We start from the raw sequence: 19495 nt of genomic DNA on the forward strand, positions 1-19495 counted from the left end.
CCAGCAGCACCCGGTCCGGCAGAGGCAACGCCCACGGCCGTCCCGGCCGCCCGTCGGCGATCCGGTCCCCGCCGCGCTGGGCGACGAGACGGACCAGTCGGCGGAACTGGGTCGGCTTCAACCCGGTGAACGGGAAGATCCACTGAGGGTCGGCGGCGGAGATGACCTGCACCCCAACATGATCTACCAGGCAGCCCCGAGGCCCGGCATCCGGGTTACGAAACAGCCTTTAGAAGCAAGACTATTCATTACCGCAATCAGTCAGAACAGTTCCCGGCCACCCAGACGCATGTTTGGAGAATCGCATGACCATGGTGATGCAGGGTATTCGTGTCCTGGAGGTCGCCGAGCACACGTTTGTCCCGGCGGCCTCGGCACTGCTGGCAGACTGGGGTGCCGATGTCCTCAAGATCGAACACGTGGAGCGCGGCGATGCGATGCGGGCGCTGGCCTCCACCGGAGTCGCGGTGGTGCCCACGGACGTACACGCGCTGCTGGAGCATTCCAATCGAGGGAAACGCAGCCTGGGTCTGGACCTGACGTCACCGGATGGGCTGGACATCCTCTACAAGCTCGCAGCGACGGCCGACGTCTTTCTGACAAACAAATTACCGGGGGTGCGGAAGAAGCTAAAAATCGGTGTGGAGGAGATACGCGGGCACAACCCGCGAATCGTCTACGTACGAGGCACCGGGCAGGGCGAGCGGGGGCCGGATGCGGACAGGGGCTCGTATGACTCGCTCGCGTTTTGGCCCGCGCCGGAACCGCGATGGGGATCATGCAGCCGGAGTACGGGCATGTGCCGGTTCCTCCGGCGCCGGGGTTCGGTGACTCGCTCGGCGCCATGACCATCGCCGGCGGCATCATGGGTGCGCTGCTCCACCGGGAGCGGACCGGCGAGGCCACCGTGGTGGATGTGTCGCTGCTGGGCACCGGTATGTGGGCGATGGGCCAGGCGTTCGCTCTGTCGATGCTGCTGGGCATCCCGTGGACGCCGCCACCGGTAGACGCGCCGAGGGCCAACCCGTTGGTGGCCAACTATCTGACCAAGGACGGCCAGTGGCTGGCGTTCTGCTGCTTGCAAGCCGGCTACTACTGGCCGCCTCTGTGCAAGGTCATCGACCGGCCGCAACTCGCCGACGACCCCCGGTTCGCCAACCACGCCGCTCTGACGACCAACAGTGGTGAGGCGATGCGCATCCTTCAAGAAGCATTCGCCAAGCGGACCGTCGACGAGTGGCGACAGCGGCTGGCCACCTTCGTCGGCCAGTGGACCGTGGTTCAAGACACTCTGGCGGCCGCCGCCGACCCGCAGACGGTCGCTAACGGTTACATCCAGGACTGCCAGACCGCCGCTGGCGTCCCGTTCCAGCTGGTCGCCGCGCCCGTGCAGTACGACGAGAAGCCCGCTGTCCCGGGACGGGCGCCGCGTTTCAACGAGCACGCTGACGAGATTCTCGCCAACCTGGGTCTGGACGAGACCGCGGTCCTGGACCTGAAGATCCGCGGCGTTGTTGCCTGACTGACACGGTCCGTCAGCATGGCGCGCTTCAGGCGGTAGCTCGTCGAGGACCCGTGGGTCGACGGGTGCCGTATCCGCGATGACCTTGACCGGCCGGTGGGCGCCGGCCGGTCAAGGTGGTCACCTCTCAGTCCGGGATCGGGGTGGTCCCGCGTACCTCAAAACCTGTGGGCTGGCCCTGGCCATCCAGCGTGGTGGACAGCCCACCCCGCACGCAGACCGCTGGAGCTTCGGGGTTGGCCTTTCCGTTGCACCGGAACCGCAACCCTGCCGCGCCCGGCAGCTCCGTCTCCGGCATTGCTTTGATGGCGGCGATCACTGTTTTCGGCGTAATCTCGCCGGAGATGTCCTGAAGTGCCGCCTGGAGGCCGGCGAGCGTCATGAACATGCTCCTGCCGGTCGTCGAGCCGATGTCGATGTTTTTCCCGTAGGTCTTCATCGCGGCCTGGTAGAGGACGGCGGACGGGTCGGTACCGCCGGCCGGTGCGAGTGCGGCAACAACCATCTCAGCGAGAACGTCCGAGGGCACGGCCTTACGGGTCGCGTCTGTGATGCACTGCGAGATGGCGCTGATCTGGCCGTCGTACCCGACCGCCTTCAGACCGTTGAACGCGCTGATGCAGAAGGAGTCGTTCCCCACGACGAACACGAGCCCGGGATCCCCATCGACGGCGCTCTGCATCTGCGGCGTCATGTCGGCGGTGCCAGGTGGTACTCGCACGAGCTCGTAGTCGAGGCCCGCATCCTCGAACACCTTGGGCGCGAGATTCTGCTGGATGTCGAGCGCCGCGGGCACGTCGATCACGACGGCGGTGACCTTCCTGATGCCTTTGTCCTTCGAGAGGTCGATCGGCAGCTGAAGCACCGAGAACATCGGATCGCTCAGAGTGAAGGTCGATTCCGTGTCAGCCAGGAGCGCTGGGCTTCCGGCGGCGAAGAACATCACCGGTATGTTCGCGTCAGCCAACGGCTGCCAAATGCTCTCGGCGACGCCTGACTCGGCGACGGTCACGGCCACCACATCTTCTTCGATCATCTGGTTCGCGCAGTCGGCGCCCTTGGCCGGATCCGCCAGGGTCTCGCACTCCACCAGTTCGATGGGCCGGCCACCGATGCCCGAGCGGCGCTCATTGAGGTAGCTGGCGGTGGCTTCGGCGACGTCGAACTGGATGGAGTTGTCGATCGCGGCGGACTGCCCGTCCGAGATCACTCCGATTTTGACGGGAGCTCCCGTGGCCTGTGCTACCGGTCCAAGCGCGTCGGCGTTTGCCACCGGGTCTGGCGATGTGGAGGTTCCGGAGTCGTCGGATCCACACGCGGTGGCGACTAAGAGGACGGCCATTAGCGCGGCTAAGAGTGCGCTCGCCGAGCGCCGTCGTCGTGGATGTCGTGGCGATCGGCCGATCGAGCGCAGTGGATTCCGCATGGTGCTCTGCCCCCCAGAGTTGTCAGCCCCGCAGCGTGATGCCTGCCGGGGCGCTGTCGTTGTTGTCGTGATCTCGTCAAGGCCCGGAATATGCCGCGGGTCCGCGCTCTGCATCCCGGCCGTCCAGCTCCGCCTCACCACGACCGCGGGCGGGATCCGGAGTCAGAAGGCGGGTGGAGCCTTGAGCATGGCGCCCGCGTCGAGGCGAATGTTGAGCCCGGTCATGTATCGTGACTCGTCGCTGGCCAGGTACACGATCAGCGCGGAGACGTCTTCGGGCTCGATGTAGGGAATCGGCATCGCCTGCATGACGGGGAATGCGAGCTCGGCGTCTTCCCTGGTCGGGTTCTCCAGGTCTGGGCGGAACGCCCGGTAGATGTCTTCGTTGTGGAGCAGCCGGGTGTTGACGTTGGTGGGGTGGACCGCGTTCAGGCGGATGAGGTGGGGGGCCAGCTGTAGCGCCAGCACCTCGATGTAGCGGGCGATGAGCTGCTTGGCCAGTGAGTAGCCGACTCCGCCCGGGGAGCCCATCGCGTCCGTCGTTCCCTTGATCATTCCGGCGGTCGAGCCGGTCACGATGATCGATGAGCCCTTTCCCAGCTGTGGCAGGGTCACCGCGACCGTGTTCTGGACGCCGACGAGGTCGACGTCCATGGCATCGATGAAGCTGCTGCAGAGCGTCTCGTCCTCGGTGGGGCAGATTCCCGCGTTCGCGCACACCACATCGAGCCGGCCGAGTGCGGCGAGGCCCTGGTCCAGGGCGGCCCGCAGCTGAGCGCGGTCACGGACGTCGGCCTGGACGGCCACGATGCGGCGGCCGAGCGCCTCGACCTCCTTGGCTGTCACGGCCAGGTCGTCGGGCGTGGCGAGGGGGTAGCGCACGCTGGCGATCGGCCCGCAGATGTCGATGGCGATGATGTCGGCGCCCTCGGCGGCGAGCCGGACCGCGTGGCTTCGGCCCTGTCCTCGTGCCGCACCCGTGATGAGGGCGACCTTGCCGTCTAGCTTGCCCATTCGCTGCTCCTGTTCGTAGGCACTACATGGTTCCTGGTTCGGCTGACCGGTCTCCGCTCGGAGTACCGGGTTTCAGACAGTGGCCGGGGCGGGCCGCCGTGGAGGTAGTGGGTTTGGCCTGACCGGCGGCTGGTGGCATCGAAGGTGAAGAAGGGACCGGCGTAGCCGATTTCCCAACTTCTCCGAGGTGTCCAGGGAGTGTCGATCATGCCGATCACTTCCGGGTCCAGGCATCGCGGCCTGCACGTGGTCAAACGCCGTGCCGCCGCGGCCTGATCTACGACGTCCCACCTGCCCCGCGGCCGTGCGCACACCTCGTACGCGCAGGTCGGAGGCTGCCTTCTCCGCCACGTTGGCGTCCAGGTCAAGCATCGCAACGTGTGTCGCACCTAGCTGGCCAGGTGCTTGCAGATCGACAGGCCCCGCGCAGACGCGCCCCCGGTCGCGACCGCCACCCGACTCAACCGTTCCTCCGTTCATGCAGCACGACCGCTGACCGCCGGACAGCGCCTGAGCCTCCCTCAACCTCTATACGGATGTATGACACAGTGCTATACATCTGTAAAGACCACGCGAGGAGGGGCCGTGACCCAGGACGATCTCTACTACGATCCGTACGACGTCGAGATCGATGTCGACCCGTACCCCACCTACCGGCGGCTGCGAGACGAGGAACCGCTCTACTACAACGAGCGCCTCGACTTCTGGGGCCTGAGTCGCTTCGCTGACGTCGGGGCCGCCCTGAAGGACCAGAAGCGCCTCAGCTCGGCGAAGGGGGACATCCTCGAGGTCATCAAGGCCGATCCCGTCATGCCGCCCGGGGTGTTCATCAACGAGGACCCGCCGCTACACACGGTGCACCGCGTCCTGGTGTCGCGCGCCTTCACTCCGAAGAAGATGAAGGCGCTTGAGGACAAGATCCGTGCCTTCTGTATCGCCTGCCTGGAGCCCCTCGATGGAGCGGACCGGTTCGACTTCGTGGCCGACCTCGGTGACGAGCTTCCGATGCGCGCCATCGGCATGCTCGTCGGCATCCCCGACGCGGAGCAGCCGACGGTCCGCGACCACGCGCAGCGCGGGCTACGCAACGAGCGGGGCAAGCCACTGACGGTTACCAAGGACAAGTATTTCGACGGCGACTTCTACGCCGACTACGTCGCCTGGCGGGAGAAGAACCCCTCCGACGACCTCATCACCGAGCTGCTCAACGTCGAGTTCGAAGACGTCTCAGGGACCACCCGGCGGCTGACCAAGGAAGAAATCCTGATCTTCCTCGCTGTGATCGCAGGCGCCGGGGTCGAGACCACGGGCAACCTGTTCGGCTGGCTCGGCAAGGTCCTCGCCGAACATCCCGACCAACGCCGGCAGATCGTCTCCGACCGCTCGCTCATCCCGAACGCAATCGAGGAGCTGCTGCGCTACGAGCCGCCCGGCCCGCACGTCGCGCGCTACGTCACCGAGGACGTCGAATACCACGGACAGACGGTGCCGGCCGGAAGCGCGCTGCTGCTCATGCTGTCCTCGGCCAACCGCGACGAGCGTCAGTTCACCGACCCCGGCCGCTTCGATATCCACCGCTCCATCAGCCAACACGTGACCTTCGGTATCGGCGCGCACTTCTGCCTCGGCGCCGCCCTCGCCCGCATGGAGGGACGCATCGCCCTCGACGAGGTCCTCAACCGATTCCCCGAATGGGACCTCGACATGGCCAATGCCCGCCGGAAACCCACCACCACGGTGCGCGGCTGGGACTCCATGCCGGCAATCGTCGGCTGACCCGGTACGGCCTGACCCACGACCTCCCGCACCACGACGGGCGCCACCCGCGCTCCTGTCGGCACATGACCCCGCGCACGACACGAAAGGGCTCGGCCTCGTGACCCGCTGTCCGGGCCCCTTCCCGGACCATCGAAAGGATCACCATGCGCTACGACGACATGATCCTTGTCAGCATCGACGATCACATCATCGAACCGCCCGACATGTTCGCGGACCACCTCCCCGAGCGGTACAAGCAGGACGCGCCGCACGTGGTGCGCCTGCCTGGTGGCGCCGACGCGTGGAAGTTCCGGGACACGGTGATCCCCAACGTCGCCCTCAACGCGGTGGCCGGCCGACCCAAGGAGGAGTACGGACTCGAACCACAGGGCTTAGACGAGATCCGTCCGGGGTGCTACCAGGTGGACGAGCGGATCAAGGACATGAACGCGGGCGGCATCCTCGCGTCGATGAACTTCCCGTCGTTCCCGGGGTTCGCGGCCCGGCTGTTCGCTACCGAGGACCCAGACTTCTCCCTCGCGCTGGTGCGGGCGTACAACGACTGGCACCTCGACGAATGGTGCGGCGCGCACCCAGGCCGGTTCATCCCGATGGCACTGCCCGTCATCTGGGACGCCGAGTTCTGCGCGGCCGAGGTACGCCGGGTCGCCGCGAAGGGATGCCACTCGCTGACCTTCACCGAGAACCCCGCGGCGCTGGGATACCCCAGCTTTCACGACGCCTACTGGAACCCGTTGTGGCAGGCAGTGTGCGACACGAACACCGTGCTGTCGATCCACATCGGCTCGTCAGGCCAGCTGACCATCCCCGCTCCCGACTCGCCGCCCGACGTGCTGATCACACTCCAACCGATGAACATCGTCTCGGCCGCCGCCGACCTGCTGTGGTCACCGGTACTCAAGAACTTCCCCGACATCAGGATCGCGCTGTCCGAGGGCGGTACAGGGTGGATCCCCTACTTCCTGGAGCGGGTCGACCGCACCTTCGACATGCACGCCACCTGGACGATGCAGGACTTCGGCGGCCGGCTCCCGTCCGAGGTGTTCCGCGAGCACTTCCTGACCTGCTTCATCAGCGACCCGCTCGGGGTCGAACTTCGCCACCGGATCGGCATCGACAACATCGCCTGGGAGTGCGACTACCCGCACAGCGACTCGATGTGGCCGGGCGCTCCAGAGGAGCTCGGCGAAGTGATGAACCGACTCGCCGTGCCGGAACCCGAGATCAACAAAATGACCTACGAGAACGCCCTGCGCTGGTACTCCTTTGACCCCTTCGCCCATGTTCCGCGGGAGCACGCCACGGTGGGGGCGCTGCGGGCCCAGGCCGCCGGGCACGACGTCTCCATCCGGGCTCTGAGCCACCGCACCTACGAGCGCGGCGAGAAGCTTGCGGCCTACCAGGCGATGGCAGCCTCCGCACCTGAGCGGTAGCCAGACCCCTAGCGGTCGAGCGCGACGCTGGTACAGCTCCGGTCGGCGGTGGTACCCAGGTCAGGTGGTGGCGGGAGCTGTTCCGGCCGCTACGACGGTGCGTGGCTGGGAGCGACGGGTGCGGGGGCCGACATCGACGGTGCGGTGGGGGGTGGCACCATCGGTGACCACGTCGAGCTCGGTGGCGATGGTGCGGCGGATGGTGGCGAGGAGGCGGACGCCTCCTTCGGGACCGGCAACATCGCGGTGACAGCGAAGCCCCCCTCCGCGTCGGGACCGGCGTCCAGCCAGCCACCGACGGTCCGCGCTCTTTCTCGCATCCCCGCGATACCGTGGCCACCTGGAGTGCGTCCCGTTTCCGCCGTCCCGTCCCAGCCGGGGGTCATGAGGCGTGAGTAGCCGACGGTAGGTGCGACGCCGCCGGGCCTCGTGTTGTGGATGCGCAGGCGCACTTCGGCGCGGAAACGGTCGACCTGGACCGACGTCCGGGCATCGGGAGCGTGCCTGCGGATGTTCGTCAGCGACTCCTGCACGATCCGATAGGTGGCGAGATCCACCAGTGGGGGCAACCCGGATCCCGCCGCGGTCACGGTGCAGGACACCGTCATGCCGATCGCTTGAAAGGCGGAGATCAGCTCTGGAAGCCGGGCCAGCCCTGGAGGCGGCTCGGTGGATGTCGACTCGGGGGTGTCGCGCAGCACGCTCACCAACGACCCCAGCTCGTTCAGGACGGTGCGGCTGGACAGGCGGATGTGTGCCAGCGCCTCGTCCGCCTTGGCCGGCTGCTCGTACAGCAGATGCGAGGCGACGGCCGCCTGCGACTTGACGAGAGTGATGTGGTGGGCGACAACGTCGTGCAACTCCCGGGCGATCCGCGTCCGTTCCTCGACCACCCGGCGCCAGGCTTCCTGCTCGCGGCTCTGCTCGGCGCGCAGCGCCCGGTCCTCCACCGCGGCCTGATAGGCCCTGCGATCACGCACCGAGCAGCCCGCGGAGGTCACGGTGACGACCCACAGGAACGCCCCCGCGACGGCCTGGATGACCGCGTCGTCGCGCGTCAGCGCAGGCGGCAGTAGTAAAGCGATGGTGCCCGACGCGGCGATCCACGCAGTCTTCCGCGGCCGGTACGCCGCGACGCTGTACAGCGCGACCCAGATCGCGATCAGCGACGGCCCGTCACCCTGCCTGCCAACGACGACAGCCACGAGGGAAGACCACCCAAGGACGAATCCGAGGACCACCAGCGGCCTGCACCGGCGGGCCACCAGCGCAGCGCAACTGATCGCACCTGTGACCAGATAGAGCCCGCTCGACCAGGAGTGACCGGTCGCGGTCTGGGTGGCGATCAGGACTCCCAGGCCGAAGGTCACGAGCGCGACAAGAACGTCAGCCAGACTTGGACGCCGCCACAGGCCGCCCTGGCAGACATCCCGAAACCGTGAGAACCAGCCGAACACGAACCCACAGTACCGAGGGAATGCGATTCCTGCCGTCGAACCTGCCCCAAAGTACCGCCGTCTACTGCGGACGCAGTAGACGGCGACAGGGAACCCGGGCAGCCAAGGCAAGATGACCGTCACCGTCCGGCACCCTCCCGCACTGCCGCACAGTCGGCAAGTCGACTCACAGGGCAGAACCGTGGGATGGATAGCCCGACGCCGTAATGACATCGGATCGTACCGTACTCGGCCCGATCTATTGGATTCATGCTACCCCGGCGTTAACCCGTCGCCCCCGCGGCCTGACGAGCGGTTACCTAATATCGTCGCAGCGTCCCCAGCGCATCGACGCGTCCAGATTCTTCCTGCACACCGTCCATTACGATCTTCGTTTTGATCACGGCTTCTTTGGCAAGAAAACGATCTTCCGAAGGTCGTTTCACGCTACGGCTACACGCCAACCCGCCTCGCACCATCAGCAGGTATCACACGGCGCGACAGGTGGCGAGCGGAGACAACTTTTTCAGCAACGGCAGTAGAGGCGAGAGCCGTAGACGCGACAATCCAAAGTCCGAGCCCATTGGGCTACACGAGCCCAGTGCAAGAATGGTACACTTGTACAGCACCAAGGGGAAACCCGCGGGGCCCACTCGGCGACAAGTAGTTGCGATCATCTTCGTGCTCGTCAAGCCCCCTGGTGTCGGGCTTTCTCCCGGGCGGAGGAGTAGCGCATCGAGGGAAACTCCGCGCACCCGCTTCCCGTCGCCCCGTCCGCCGGTTCGCCCGTGGCTGGCTGGGCTACAGGTCACCACTCCACGGTCCTTTCATCACCGTCCCCGCCGAGGTTTTTGAGGAGAAAGCCATGCGGAATACAAGACCCACCCCAGCGCGTCCACGAACACGGTCGTCGCGATGGTTGCTTCCGTGCCTGGTGGTAGTCCTGGTGGCTGTTCCCGCGTGTTCGGACTCGAAGAAGGACAAGCCGGCCGCCGCCGAGGCCCCGGGCGCAGCAGTCCCCGCGCCACCGAAACCGGAACCGATCTCCGTGCGTGAGCTGCCGCTGCCGCCAGTGGCACCCAGCGACGAGCCGGGCGCGTGCACAGCCGCCATCAATCCGCACGGCACGGGGTGTCATCAGCAGGAGCGGGGGCTTCCAGTCAGGCGGCTACCTGCCGGACGGTGAGCATGTCACCGCACGGGTCTCGTTCGTCGGCGCGCCTGCCGCGCCCGATCCCGCGAGCGTCTACAGCGGGGACCAGCTGATCATCGTGAGGACCGATGGGAAGACCTTCCCCGACGGCGACGCGTGGAAGTGCGTCACCTGCGGGGTACCGGCAGCGAACGCGAGGAGCACCAACCAGGCGATGGACTACCCGCAGCCGTTCCGCGACGGCAGGCGGGTGCTGGTCGGCACCAACATCATCGATTGCGGGGACCATTCACTCACCGACGATGCATGCACCCCGGCCAAGACCCACATCTACCCGATCCGGTGGAACGACACTGCGGACGGCGCTGGCAAGGGGGAAGTCTCCGGGAGCTGCGCATTCACCCGGACGGCGTGCACCTCGGCTTCAACAGCTTCACGATCGCGAACGGACGGTTTGGTCAGTTCGCCTACCTCGGGCGTCTGGAGTTCACTCCGGCACCGACCACCGGTACACCGCTGGCGCCACGGTATGACGTGGTCAACGTGACCCGGCTGTTCGACCCCACCGACATCCAGCCGGTCTCCGTCGACCCGAAGAACCCCGGGGTGCTTGTGTACGACCGTGACGCGCTGTCCGTGGGTGAGCTGCGGGGCTTCAGCGCGGATGGCAAGGAGGTCACTTACATCGGGTACCCGGAGGAGTCGTCCAACATCGACGTGTTCGCCGCCGACCTAACAACGGGCACGGTGCGCCGGCTGACCGCGAACCCGGAGTACACCGACCCAGTAGACCTCTCGCCCGACGGCAACTGGACAGTCGCGATGGACACCTGTGGCTCCGACCGCCAGATGTTCCTGGCCGCCATGCGTGACGTCCCGCCCATCACCGACGTGATCGCTACCAGTGTGACGTCGTCGACCCGCAACAACGGGCCGCGGCGGTTCTTCCAGCCGATCCTCATCGACCGCTACGGCGACCGCGGCGACTACCAGGGCCAGCGGATCAACGCCTCCGGTGACGGAAGCCCGGGAAGCGTCAACGACCCCAACTGGAACGGCATGGCCGACCCGAAGTGGTCACTCGAGGGCACCAGCATCGTCTACTGGCAGGCCCTCGCCGTCTCACCGGCCTGTGGCGGTGAGAACCCGCTGCCGTGCGAGACGCCCACCGCGCAGGGCGGCCGGACCTACCGGATGATGATCGCCGAGCTCACCAGCCGCAAGCCCACGCCGGCGCCGAAGGTCACGCCGATCTCGGACGATGTCCCGTGGGGCCTGAAGTACGAGCCAGGCAGCGAGATCCCGACCCCGCTGCACGTACCCGCGGGCGCCTACACCTTCGCCGGCGCCAGGGGCGGCTCGGCGAAGGTAGTGGTCACCGAGACCGCGGACAAGATCGCGATCGAGACCGTGGAGATCACCTACACTGCCTACACCGATAACGGTGTCAGCACGCTCAACGGCACCGAGAAGGTGACGGCGACAGTCCCGGCCCTGACCACATCGAAGGTCGACTGGTACTCCGACCTCACCCAGACCGTCCACGCCAAGGACGGGACCACCACGACGAACACGAAGAAGACCAGCTCTGACGGCTTTCACCTGAGCATCGACGTCCTGACCAACATCTTCGACGCCACCGGCACGCTCACGACCATCATCGATGGCAAGGCCTACCGGCAACCGGCGAACCACAGGTAGAACCGTCCGGCGCGCCTTTGATCTCACCGAAGGCGGACTTCCCACCTCGTGTCGAGGGCGGCCCGTCGACGGTGGCGCCGCGACTTGCCAGGCGGTGTCTCCTGGGTCTCGGCGCCCCGCCCGTACCATGGGCTGCGGGCGGGTGCTCCTCGTCGAGGCGGTACCGCTCGACGGGATGTTCCGGGACCGCCCCGGGCCCTGAGCGCAGGGTAGGCCCGTACGGTGCGGCGCACCGTCCTGCTGGCATGGGAATGGCCGTAAAGTGGCGAGAGATCAAGCGACCACGTCGAACCGCCGAGTCGGTTCCCCCACGTCCAAGACCCGGAACACCCTGCTTGACTGCACCCAGTCAATGATGATCGATCAGGGTTACGCGGCCGTTAGCTATCGCGCCCTGGCCGCGCGGGCCGGTGTTGCGTCGAGCCTCGTCCAGTACTACTTCCCGACACTTGACGACCTGTTCCTGGGCCTCTTGCGCAGAAATACCGACGCGCTCCTGCGCCGACTCTCCGACGCCAGCGAGACCGACCAGCCGCTTCGCGCGGTGTGGAAGTACGCCAACAGTCGCGCCGGCGCCGTCATACTGCTGGAGTTCATGGCTCTGGCCAACCACCGCAAGGCCATCCACACCGAGATCGGTCGCGGAGGCGAGCAGGTCCGTCAGGCCCAGCTTCAGGCCGTCGTCAGAGCGTGGGCGCGGTACGGGCTGGACGAAGAGGACATCACGCCGGCGGCGCTGCTGTTCATGATGAACGCTATCCCGCGGATGATGCTGTTGGAGAAGACGTTCGGCACCCACACGGGCCACGCCGACGCCGTCCAGATCATCGAGCGGTTCCTCGATCGGATCGAACCCGCTCCCCGCGCGGCGGCGGAGGGCTGATCGCCTCGCCCCCGGGCGCCGGGGCTGGCCACCCCCGCCTCTTGGCCCGTCGCCGCCGCGGCACGACCGAATCGGCGGCCTACCCGTACGCCAACTGATCGCGTCCAGTTGTCGGCTGCCGCGTTCTGGTGCGTCCGCGATATCCCTGCTGTACAGTCGTACCTACTCTAGGTACGACTGTACAGCGACATACTGCGGAAGCCTGGGAGCGTCATGTCCGTCACTGTCACACCTCTCGGCCCCCACCTGGGCGTGGAGATCACCGGTATGTCCGGTGGTGATCTGCCCACCACGGCAGCCGCCGCCGCGTGCCTGGAGACCCTGGCGCGGCACGGTGTCGTCATCTACCGGGAAGCTCACATCAGCGACAGTGACCTGGTCTCCTTCAGCAGGCTCCTCGGTCGGGTCGTTCCGAACCCGACCGGCGAACACGAGCGCGCCGAGATCGCCACCATCACCCTGGATCCGGCGAAGACCGATGCGACCCTCGCGTGGTACCGCAAAGGCAATTTCCTCTGGCACATCGACGGAGCCACCGACCAGCTACCGCAGAAAGCGACGCTGCTGACGGCACGCGAGGTGGACGAAACCGGCGGCGACACCGAGTTCGCCAGCACATACGCCGCCTACGAGGCCCTGCCCGATACCGAGAAGGTGGCGCTTGCCGAACATCACGTGCTGCACAGCTTCGCCGCCGCGCAGAGACGCGCCCACCCCGATGCCACGGACGAACAGCAGGCCAACTGGGACCGCGTGCCCACGCGGAAGCACCCCCTCGTCTGGACCCGGGGCAACGGCCGCAGATCGCTCCTCCTCGGCGCGACCGCTGGTGAAGTAGTCGGTCTGCCGCCAGCGGAGGGCGAGGCGCTACTGCAGCGCCTGCTCGAATGGTCGACCCAGCCACAATTCGTCCTGCGGCATCGCTGGCGCGCCGGTGACCTGGTGATCTGGGACAACACCGGCATGCTGCACCGGGCTCTGCCGTTCGCCGCCACATCACGCCGGCTCATGCATCGGACGACGCTTGTGGGCGAGGAGGCCGTTGCGTGAACCGCGTGCCTCGACAGCGCTCGAACGCCGCGTGATCCGTCCACGTGATCGACGCCATGAACTGGTCGGACAAGGGCAGCGTGACGCTGGCACCGCACGGCCGGGTGCAAAACCTCGAAGGAACTGTTGCATACGTCGAGGTCGGTCGATCTTGACAGCAGATCTTCCCGCGAGCGTTCCTTCTCGTGGCCTCGTCAACTTGGTCACGAGATCACTCTTAGATTCGTATCCAAACACGGCCGAGTGTGACGGATGTGCGCGGCTGACGCCAAAATTGAAGGAGTCATACGCTAATATTCCGGGGCAATATCACGGAAGCGCCGTACGCGCCTGATCTTCCTTGAAATCGACGCCCACACTACCAGCGATCTTCGCGCCCTTTTCGGCTCTCACCCGATAGATCGCGCTGCAGAGTCGGATAAGTACGGGGCGCACACTTGAGATCGAGGACGGTTAGATCTATGGCCTCCCTGCGCCACCGAACTTCATATCGACCGAAAGTCACGGCAACGCTGCTGACCGTTGTTGTCGTGGCCGTTGCGGCCTCGTGTTCATCTGATGAAAAGGCTGCAGCCGCCAAGTCACCACCCCCAACGAAAGCCGACGCAGGGCACTCGCTGAAGATCGACTCGAAACCACTCTCGGGACCAGTCTGCAAGACGGGCGAGGGTGGCACGCTGTTCGTCACCACGTCGTGCGACGACCCGCTTCTCAACCAGCCGTACGTAGATAAGGACGAACGGCGAACTGTCACCGATAAAGACACGGGTGTCACGGTTGGCTACCGGTATGTTCACGGTGGATTCCGAGAGAGTAAGGGTAAGTTCTCTTTCTATTTCCCCAGCGAGTACCAGGGACGCTTCTTTCAGCCCACCTACCCGACCGTTTCTGTCGAGGATGCGGCGCCGAACGACATCGCGTTCGCCATCTCGAATAACGCCTACCTGGTGACGACCAACAACGGTGGGGGTCTCCCGCAGGCCGGCGAGATCGGGGGCGTCCGCGTCAATGCGGCGGCCGCGAAGTTCTCGCGCACCGTCGCGGCGCAGGTGTATGAGGACTCTGCCCGGTCACGGGGTTATATCTACGGCGCGAGTGGCGGTGCCTACCAGACTCTCGGCGCTCTGGAGAACTCCGAGGACGTTTGGGACGGTGGCGTGCCCATGGTCCCCGGTACTCCGAACGCCATCCCGAGCAGCCAGACGGTGTCGCTCCTCGGCCTGCGTGTGCTTCACGACAAGCTCCCCCAGATCGTCGATGCGATGGAGCCAGGTGGCAGCGGGAAGCCCTACGCCGGGCTCACCGACGAGCAGCAGGCGGTACTGCGGGAAGTGACCCGGATGGGCTTCCCGCCGCGCGGCTGGTGGGACTACAAGAACATGAACACCGACTCGTTCGAGGCGGTGGCCGGAGGCGTCCGCATCCTCGATCCGACCTATGCCGACGATTTCTGGACCAAGCCCGGTTATGCCGGCACGGATCCGGCCTCATCCGTCGGCGCCTCCCGAATTCAGGCTGAGGCCGACGTCAGTGGCATCACTGGCAGCCCGGTCACTGGGCTGACCCTCTCCAGCGTGCCCCAGGGGGACCTGACGGGTGTCGACCTCGTCGTCCTCACCGGAGCGGCAGCCGGGAAGACCATCCCGTTCGTGAAGGTGAGCGGCACCGAGGCCACCTTCGGTAACGGCGCGGACACCGCTGTCACTGGTGCGCTCAAACCGGGCGACCGGGTCCGCCTAGACAACTCCTGGTTCCTCGCGATGCAGTATTACCAGCGCTACCAGGTCCCCTCGAAGGACATGTACGGCTGGAACCAGTACCGCGATGTGAACGGGAAGCTGCTATATCCACAGCGGCCGATACTGGCCGGCCCGACCTTCGCCTCCGCGGCCAGTGGCGGCGTACCCACCGGAAAATTCCACGGGAAAATCATCATGCTGGCGTCACTGCTGGACACGCTGGCTTTCCCCTGGCCCGCCGACTGGTACCACCAGCAGGTAAAATCCTACCTCGGGGCGGAAACGGACAGCAACTACCGACTGTGGTACATGGACAATGCCTGGCACGGTCCCACACCCACCAGGCAGGAGTCCACACCCGACAAGGGGGCCGAAACACACGTTGTCGGCTACTGGGGTGAGCTCCAACAGGCCCTGCTCGACCTCGATGCCTGGGTCGCCCAGGGAACCCCACCGCCGCCCAGCTCCGCGTACACAGTGGACGGCGATTCCCAGGTGCGGCTGCCGGCCAGCGCGGACGAACGCCACGGCGTGCAACCCGTCGTCAACCTGAAAATCGATCAGGTGGGGTCCCGCGACATGAACGCCGCCGTACGCGTCGACGCCGGAGTCGGCCAGGAGGTGACGTTCGCTCTGACCGCGGAAGCGCCATCGGGCACAGGAAAGATCGTAGGGGTGGAATGGGACTTCGCCGGGACCGGCGAATACGCAGACCGTTCCACGGTCGACCAGCCAGACCGCTCGGCGCGGCTGACCGCCAGCCACATCTTCAGTCAGCCCGGGACCTACTTCTCGACGGTGCGGGTCACCTCCGAACGCAACGGTGACCCGAAGACGCCATTCGGTCTAGTGAAGAATCTTGGCCGTGTCCGAGTCATCGTGAAATAGCTGAAGCGATCGCGGCGCCGGCCGGGGCGGAAATGTTCAGTACCAATCGTCCGGTCGACGCCGCGATCCGTCTTCTAGCATCTACGCACAGTTCCGTTGTGGCCACTCATTAATTCTGACGGATCGGCGCCGGCCGTGGCGCGGAGAACCGTCTAAGAGGGTGTCTCATGTGGGGTGTGGGAGTTTCTTCCAGCAGGTGAGCGCGGCGGCCAGGGCGAGGAAGCCGAGGAAGTTCCGGCCGTGGCGTTCGTAGCGCACGGTCAGCCGGTGGTACCCGACCAGGGTTGAACTCCCCTCTGGGAAACGACCCAAGGCACTGCTGTGGACGACAGAACGCGTCGCCCGCTGGCACGCCACCGGCGAGGTCCCCTCACCCGTGATGGTCTGGACCCCGGCCCAGACCGGGGCTTTCCTCGACCTCGCAGAAACACGGAACGACCGCTACTACGAGCTGTATCACCTCATCGCGCACCGCGGTCTTCGCCGGGGCGAGGCCTGCGGTGTCCACTGGACCGACCTCGACCTCGACGAGGGCAGCCTCACCGTCCGCTGGCAAATCACCCAGCACGGCGGGGAAACCGTGATGGGTGCCCCGAAGTCCGACGCCGGAGACCGGCAGATCTCCCTCGACGCCGACACCGTCACCGTTCTCCGGCACCGCCGCTCCCGCCAGAACGCCCACCGTCTCTCCCACGGGCGGCACTGGACCGATAACGGCCTGGTCTTCACCGAGCCGAACGGTGCGCCGCTCATCCCCGACGACGTCACCTCCCACTTCAAAGAACTCGTCACCGCCGCCGGTCTACCTCCGATCCGGCTGCACGACCTCCGTCACGGCGCCGCCACACTCGCCCTCGCAGCCGGCGCCGACATCAAAACCGTGCAGGAACTCCTCGGACACGCCAGCATCGCGATCACCGCCGACACCTACGCCCACATCCTCCCCGAACTCGCCCGCGAAGTAGCCGAGAACGTCGCCCGCCTCATCCCCCGCCAGAAAAACGCACGCCCCATCAAGGCATAGACAGAAAGGGCCGAGGGCCGGGTACCACGCCAGGTGCCCGGCCCTCGGCACGCTGCCCATCGGCAGACCCCACCCGTGCAGGACGAGCCACCGTGGGATGGGTTGTGTGTCACGGCGGCACCGATCCCCCCGGAAGGAGGTGCGGCGCGGGCCCCGGCCCGGTCAGGCCATCAACGGGTGCGTCAGGAAACTGCACACGCGCGGCGGCGGAGCTGCCAGGATGGTGACCATCCAGGTACCGCGGCGCAAGGTGATCGACCTGTCATCACCGATCCTCGCGTGAGCGCCGAGGAACGGACTCCTACCGTGGCGGAGCCAATCCTTCCGGACCTCGTCCAGGATGACCCAGAGCCGGCGGGGCCCACCCTGCTGCACCGTCGGTGGTTCGACCCCGACCGCAGTGGCGCGGGCCCAGGATCCGTCCGGGTGGGCCATCAACGCGGCGTGCCGGCCACCGCAGTCCCGCAGTGGTCGTTCGGGCGATGGGCCTGGCGAGGGATTCCTGTGACACCGGTCAGGCGCGAACGGGACGATCCGACCGGCCGCAGACCGCGCGGGCACCACGAATACCTTCCACGCTGCGGGAATCTTCGGCATCCGACCAGCTCCGCCGCCCTGTTCACACCCACGCCACCACCATCGCCCCTGGACGCGCCGCGAACGTCCGATCGCCACCCCGGCGGAACACGGGATGGGACGGCGCAACAGCCGCCGCCAGCCGGCACGCATCGCTCTTACCGGCCCCAGCCGGCCACAGAACCACAGATGATGACGGAGCGTGACCATCCTCCGAGTGGTATCGCAGCCACAGGTTCCGCCTCAGGCGCCCGAAGAGAACGCCCCATTCATGATCTTTTGAGCACGAACCTGCCGAATGCGCTCACAATGCGCTCACAAACCCATTTCGATCTTGAAAAGATGATCTCTGACTTTGCAAAACCGCAGGTCAGGGGCCATCTGTCTGGAGCCGGCGAGGGGACTCGAACCCCTAGCCGCTCGATTACAAGACGGATCACCGCGTATCGGAGCATACCGGAACGTGCCGCCCCGTGCCGCAAAATCCGAGGTCGGGGCGTTTTCCGTGCCGGAACGTGCCGGCAAATGCCGCGCCGTGCCGGGACATCCGCGCACACAATGCGCACACGCGCGGCCGGCACCCCCCACATAACAGTCATATCAGTTGATACAGGACACAGAAAGCGTGTCGGTTACAGCAGGTAGTCGATCGCGAGCCAGGGAGAGTCGGCCTGGTCTGTCCGGGACAGACCCAGCGGGCAACCGACGACCGCGTGCGGGCCGGGCTGCATCGACGGTTACTGGTTGAACTCGTCATCGGCGCCCCCGGCGAAGGCGTCCAGCTCACCGGCGGGCGTGAAGACCAGGACGGGGACCGCAGTGCCACGCCTTCCGCGTCACGCTCAGATGCGGCGCCCGCTGGACCCTCGCGAGTTCTGGCGCCGCAGTCCAGCGCGCCGGGTGTGAAGACCACAACAGAGCCTGCGATGTTACGGGATGTAGACAAGGGCCTCGGCGTCGGTCGGGCCGTCCGGGGAGCGCCCGGTCGTCCCCGCACGCGGCGGATGCGAGGGCGACTGGTAATTCGTGGTTTCGAGGTCCGACGTCACCCCTGCGCCCTTGCGGCCTGCGGCGGCGGGCACGATGAGGTGTGTACGAGCCGACCACGAATGAGGAATTATATGGTTCCCCGGTCCGCCCGCCGCCCCGCCGACGCCAAGATCGCGATGCCCGTCGCGGATTCGGGCGGGAGGACACAGTGCTCAGCGTCGACTTGGCGCGGCCCGGCGTACCAGTCAGAGGCAGGCGATCAGGCGGAACCCGTCACCGTTAGAGTTGCTGCCACGCGGATGATCGGGGGGATCATGAGGCAAGGCTGCTGCGTGACGCTGGCGACGATCGCCGGCACGGGCTTGATAGCTGGCTGTGGATCGTCGCCGGCAGCTGGGACACCGCCAGGGGCGCCGAGAACGACCGCGACGACGTTGATCGTGGCAGCGGCGGACCAGCCGGGCTTGGAGGCCGCGGTCCGGGCATACTCGCAGGCATATCTGGGCGGGCAGGGGTCTGCCGCATATGGCCTTCTGTCACAGCGTTGCCAGGCACGTATCAGCGCCACGGACATGGAAGCGTTGACCGCAGCGGCCCAGACACAGTACGGCCCTGAGCCCATCACCACTCTGACTGTGAACACCCATGTGGATACCTTGGCCCGGGTCAGCTACACCTACCCCGACCCGGCGATCAACCAGCGTGAAGAACCATGGGTTTTCGAGAACGACGCCTGGCATCAAGACGACTGCTAACCGCAATAGCGCGATACTTGGTGGTGGCCGTCGTGGCCAAGCCCTACGGGGATCGACCGCGACCAGCTCCCGGTCCGTTTCCTGGACCGCCCACCATGCCGGGGAGGTACTCGCTCAGAGCGCAGG

General features: G+C 66.3%; 13 protein-coding genes and 2 pseudogenes. 9 read left to right on the forward strand and 6 right to left on the reverse strand.

Annotation, left to right across the window (positions count from 1 at the left end; translation table 11 throughout):
* Window positions 1-172 (reverse strand): annotated as a pseudogene (locus B056_RS37780) (IS5/IS1182 family transposase); the annotation flags it as partial.
* A 133-nt stretch (window positions 173-305) separates the two neighbouring features.
* Here B056_RS37780 and B056_RS37785 point away from each other — a divergent pair.
* Window positions 306-1522, forward strand: a pseudogene (locus tag B056_RS37785) (CaiB/BaiF CoA transferase family protein).
* Window positions 1523-1649: 127 nt separating this feature from the next.
* Here B056_RS37785 and B056_RS0123990 read toward each other — a convergent pair.
* Both B056_RS0123990 and B056_RS0123995 read right to left on the reverse strand, forming a co-directional pair.
* The gene (locus tag B056_RS0123990) at window positions 1650-2948 is read right to left on the reverse strand and encodes an ABC transporter substrate-binding protein (protein WP_026240074.1); all 1299 of its coding nucleotides are present in this window, start codon (window positions 2946-2948) and stop codon (window positions 1650-1652) included.
* 162 nt (window positions 2949-3110) lie between these two features.
* Entirely contained in the window at window positions 3111-3962 is an 852-nt protein-coding gene (locus B056_RS0123995; protein ID WP_018504400.1) for a mycofactocin-coupled SDR family oxidoreductase, read from the reverse strand.
* 585 nt (window positions 3963-4547) lie between these two features.
* Between B056_RS0123995 and B056_RS0124000 the strand changes: the two genes are divergently transcribed.
* Together B056_RS0124000 and B056_RS0124005 are read left to right on the forward strand one after the other, a co-directional pair.
* Window positions 4548-5738, forward strand: a complete 1191-nt coding sequence (locus B056_RS0124000; RefSeq protein WP_018504401.1) for a cytochrome P450 — start codon at window positions 4548-4550, stop codon at window positions 5736-5738.
* A gap of 146 nt (window positions 5739-5884) precedes the next feature.
* Window positions 5885-7174 (forward strand): amidohydrolase family protein, encoded by a 1290-nt coding sequence (locus tag B056_RS0124005; RefSeq protein ID WP_018504402.1) that lies wholly within the window; start codon window positions 5885-5887, stop codon window positions 7172-7174.
* An 89-nt stretch (window positions 7175-7263) separates the two neighbouring features.
* Here the strand turns inward: B056_RS0124005 and B056_RS0124010 are convergent, their stop codons facing one another.
* Window positions 7264-8631, reverse strand: a complete 1368-nt coding sequence (locus tag B056_RS0124010; protein ID WP_456095369.1) for a sensor histidine kinase — start codon at window positions 8629-8631, stop codon at window positions 7264-7266.
* A 1474-nt stretch (window positions 8632-10105) separates the two neighbouring features.
* Between B056_RS0124010 and B056_RS40985 the strand changes: the two genes are divergently transcribed.
* The 4 genes from B056_RS40985 (at window position 10106) to B056_RS0124030 (ending at window position 16024) form a co-directional block, all read left to right on the forward strand.
* Entirely contained in the window at window positions 10106-11464 is a 1359-nt protein-coding gene (locus B056_RS40985; RefSeq protein WP_230203161.1) for a hypothetical protein, read from the forward strand.
* A 262-nt stretch (window positions 11465-11726) separates the two neighbouring features.
* Window positions 11727-12347 (forward strand): TetR/AcrR family transcriptional regulator, encoded by a 621-nt coding sequence (locus tag B056_RS0124020; protein WP_020464494.1) that lies wholly within the window; start codon window positions 11727-11729, stop codon window positions 12345-12347.
* A gap of 213 nt (window positions 12348-12560) precedes the next feature.
* The gene (locus B056_RS0124025; protein WP_020572672.1) at window positions 12561-13397 is read left to right on the forward strand and encodes a TauD/TfdA dioxygenase family protein; all 837 of its coding nucleotides are present in this window, start codon (window positions 12561-12563) and stop codon (window positions 13395-13397) included.
* Between the two features lie 461 nt (window positions 13398-13858).
* On the forward strand, window positions 13859-16024 hold the full coding sequence (locus tag B056_RS0124030) for a PKD domain-containing protein (RefSeq protein ID WP_230203162.1): 2166 nt from the start codon (window positions 13859-13861) through the stop codon (window positions 16022-16024).
* 165 nt (window positions 16025-16189) lie between these two features.
* On the opposite strand, the gene B056_RS43700 is transcribed toward B056_RS0124030, so the two are convergent.
* On the reverse strand, window positions 16190-16336 hold the full coding sequence (locus B056_RS43700; RefSeq protein WP_195905949.1) for a hypothetical protein: 147 nt from the start codon (window positions 16334-16336) through the stop codon (window positions 16190-16192).
* A gap of 67 nt (window positions 16337-16403) precedes the next feature.
* Here B056_RS43700 and B056_RS37800 point away from each other — a divergent pair, with 67 nt between their 5' ends.
* On the forward strand, window positions 16404-17048 hold the full coding sequence (locus B056_RS37800) for a site-specific integrase (protein ID WP_018504410.1): 645 nt from the start codon (window positions 16404-16406) through the stop codon (window positions 17046-17048).
* A 1505-nt stretch (window positions 17049-18553) separates the two neighbouring features.
* On the opposite strand, the gene B056_RS44695 is transcribed toward B056_RS37800, so the two are convergent.
* Window positions 18554-18706 (reverse strand): hypothetical protein, encoded by a 153-nt coding sequence (locus B056_RS44695; protein WP_230203163.1) that lies wholly within the window; start codon window positions 18704-18706, stop codon window positions 18554-18556.
* Window positions 18707-19054: 348 nt separating this feature from the next.
* Here B056_RS44695 and B056_RS0124055 point away from each other — a divergent pair, with 348 nt between their 5' ends.
* Window positions 19055-19369, forward strand: a complete 315-nt coding sequence (locus tag B056_RS0124055) for a hypothetical protein (protein ID WP_026240077.1) — start codon at window positions 19055-19057, stop codon at window positions 19367-19369.
* Window positions 19370-19495: the final 126 nt, after the last annotated feature.

Source organism: Parafrankia discariae (genome assembly GCF_000373365.1).
Lineage (GTDB): Bacteria > Actinomycetota > Actinomycetes > Frankiales > Frankiaceae > Parafrankia > Parafrankia discariae.

Coding starts and splice junctions, on each gene's coding strand:
- B056_RS0123995 (WP_018504400.1), bottom strand. CDS start 3,962: ATGGGCAAGCTAGACGGCAAGGTCGCCCTCATCACGGGTGCGGCACGA.
- B056_RS37800 (WP_018504410.1), top strand. CDS start 16,404: ATGGTCTGGACCCCGGCCCAGACCGGGGCTTTCCTCGACCTCGCAGAA.
- B056_RS0124030 (WP_230203162.1), top strand. CDS start 13,859: ATGGCCTCCCTGCGCCACCGAACTTCATATCGACCGAAAGTCACGGCA.
- B056_RS0123990 (WP_026240074.1), bottom strand. CDS start 2,948: ATGCGGAATCCACTGCGCTCGATCGGCCGATCGCCACGACATCCACGA.
- B056_RS0124025 (WP_020572672.1), top strand. CDS start 12,561: ATGTCCGTCACTGTCACACCTCTCGGCCCCCACCTGGGCGTGGAGATC.
- B056_RS0124005 (WP_018504402.1), top strand. CDS start 5,885: ATGCGCTACGACGACATGATCCTTGTCAGCATCGACGATCACATCATC.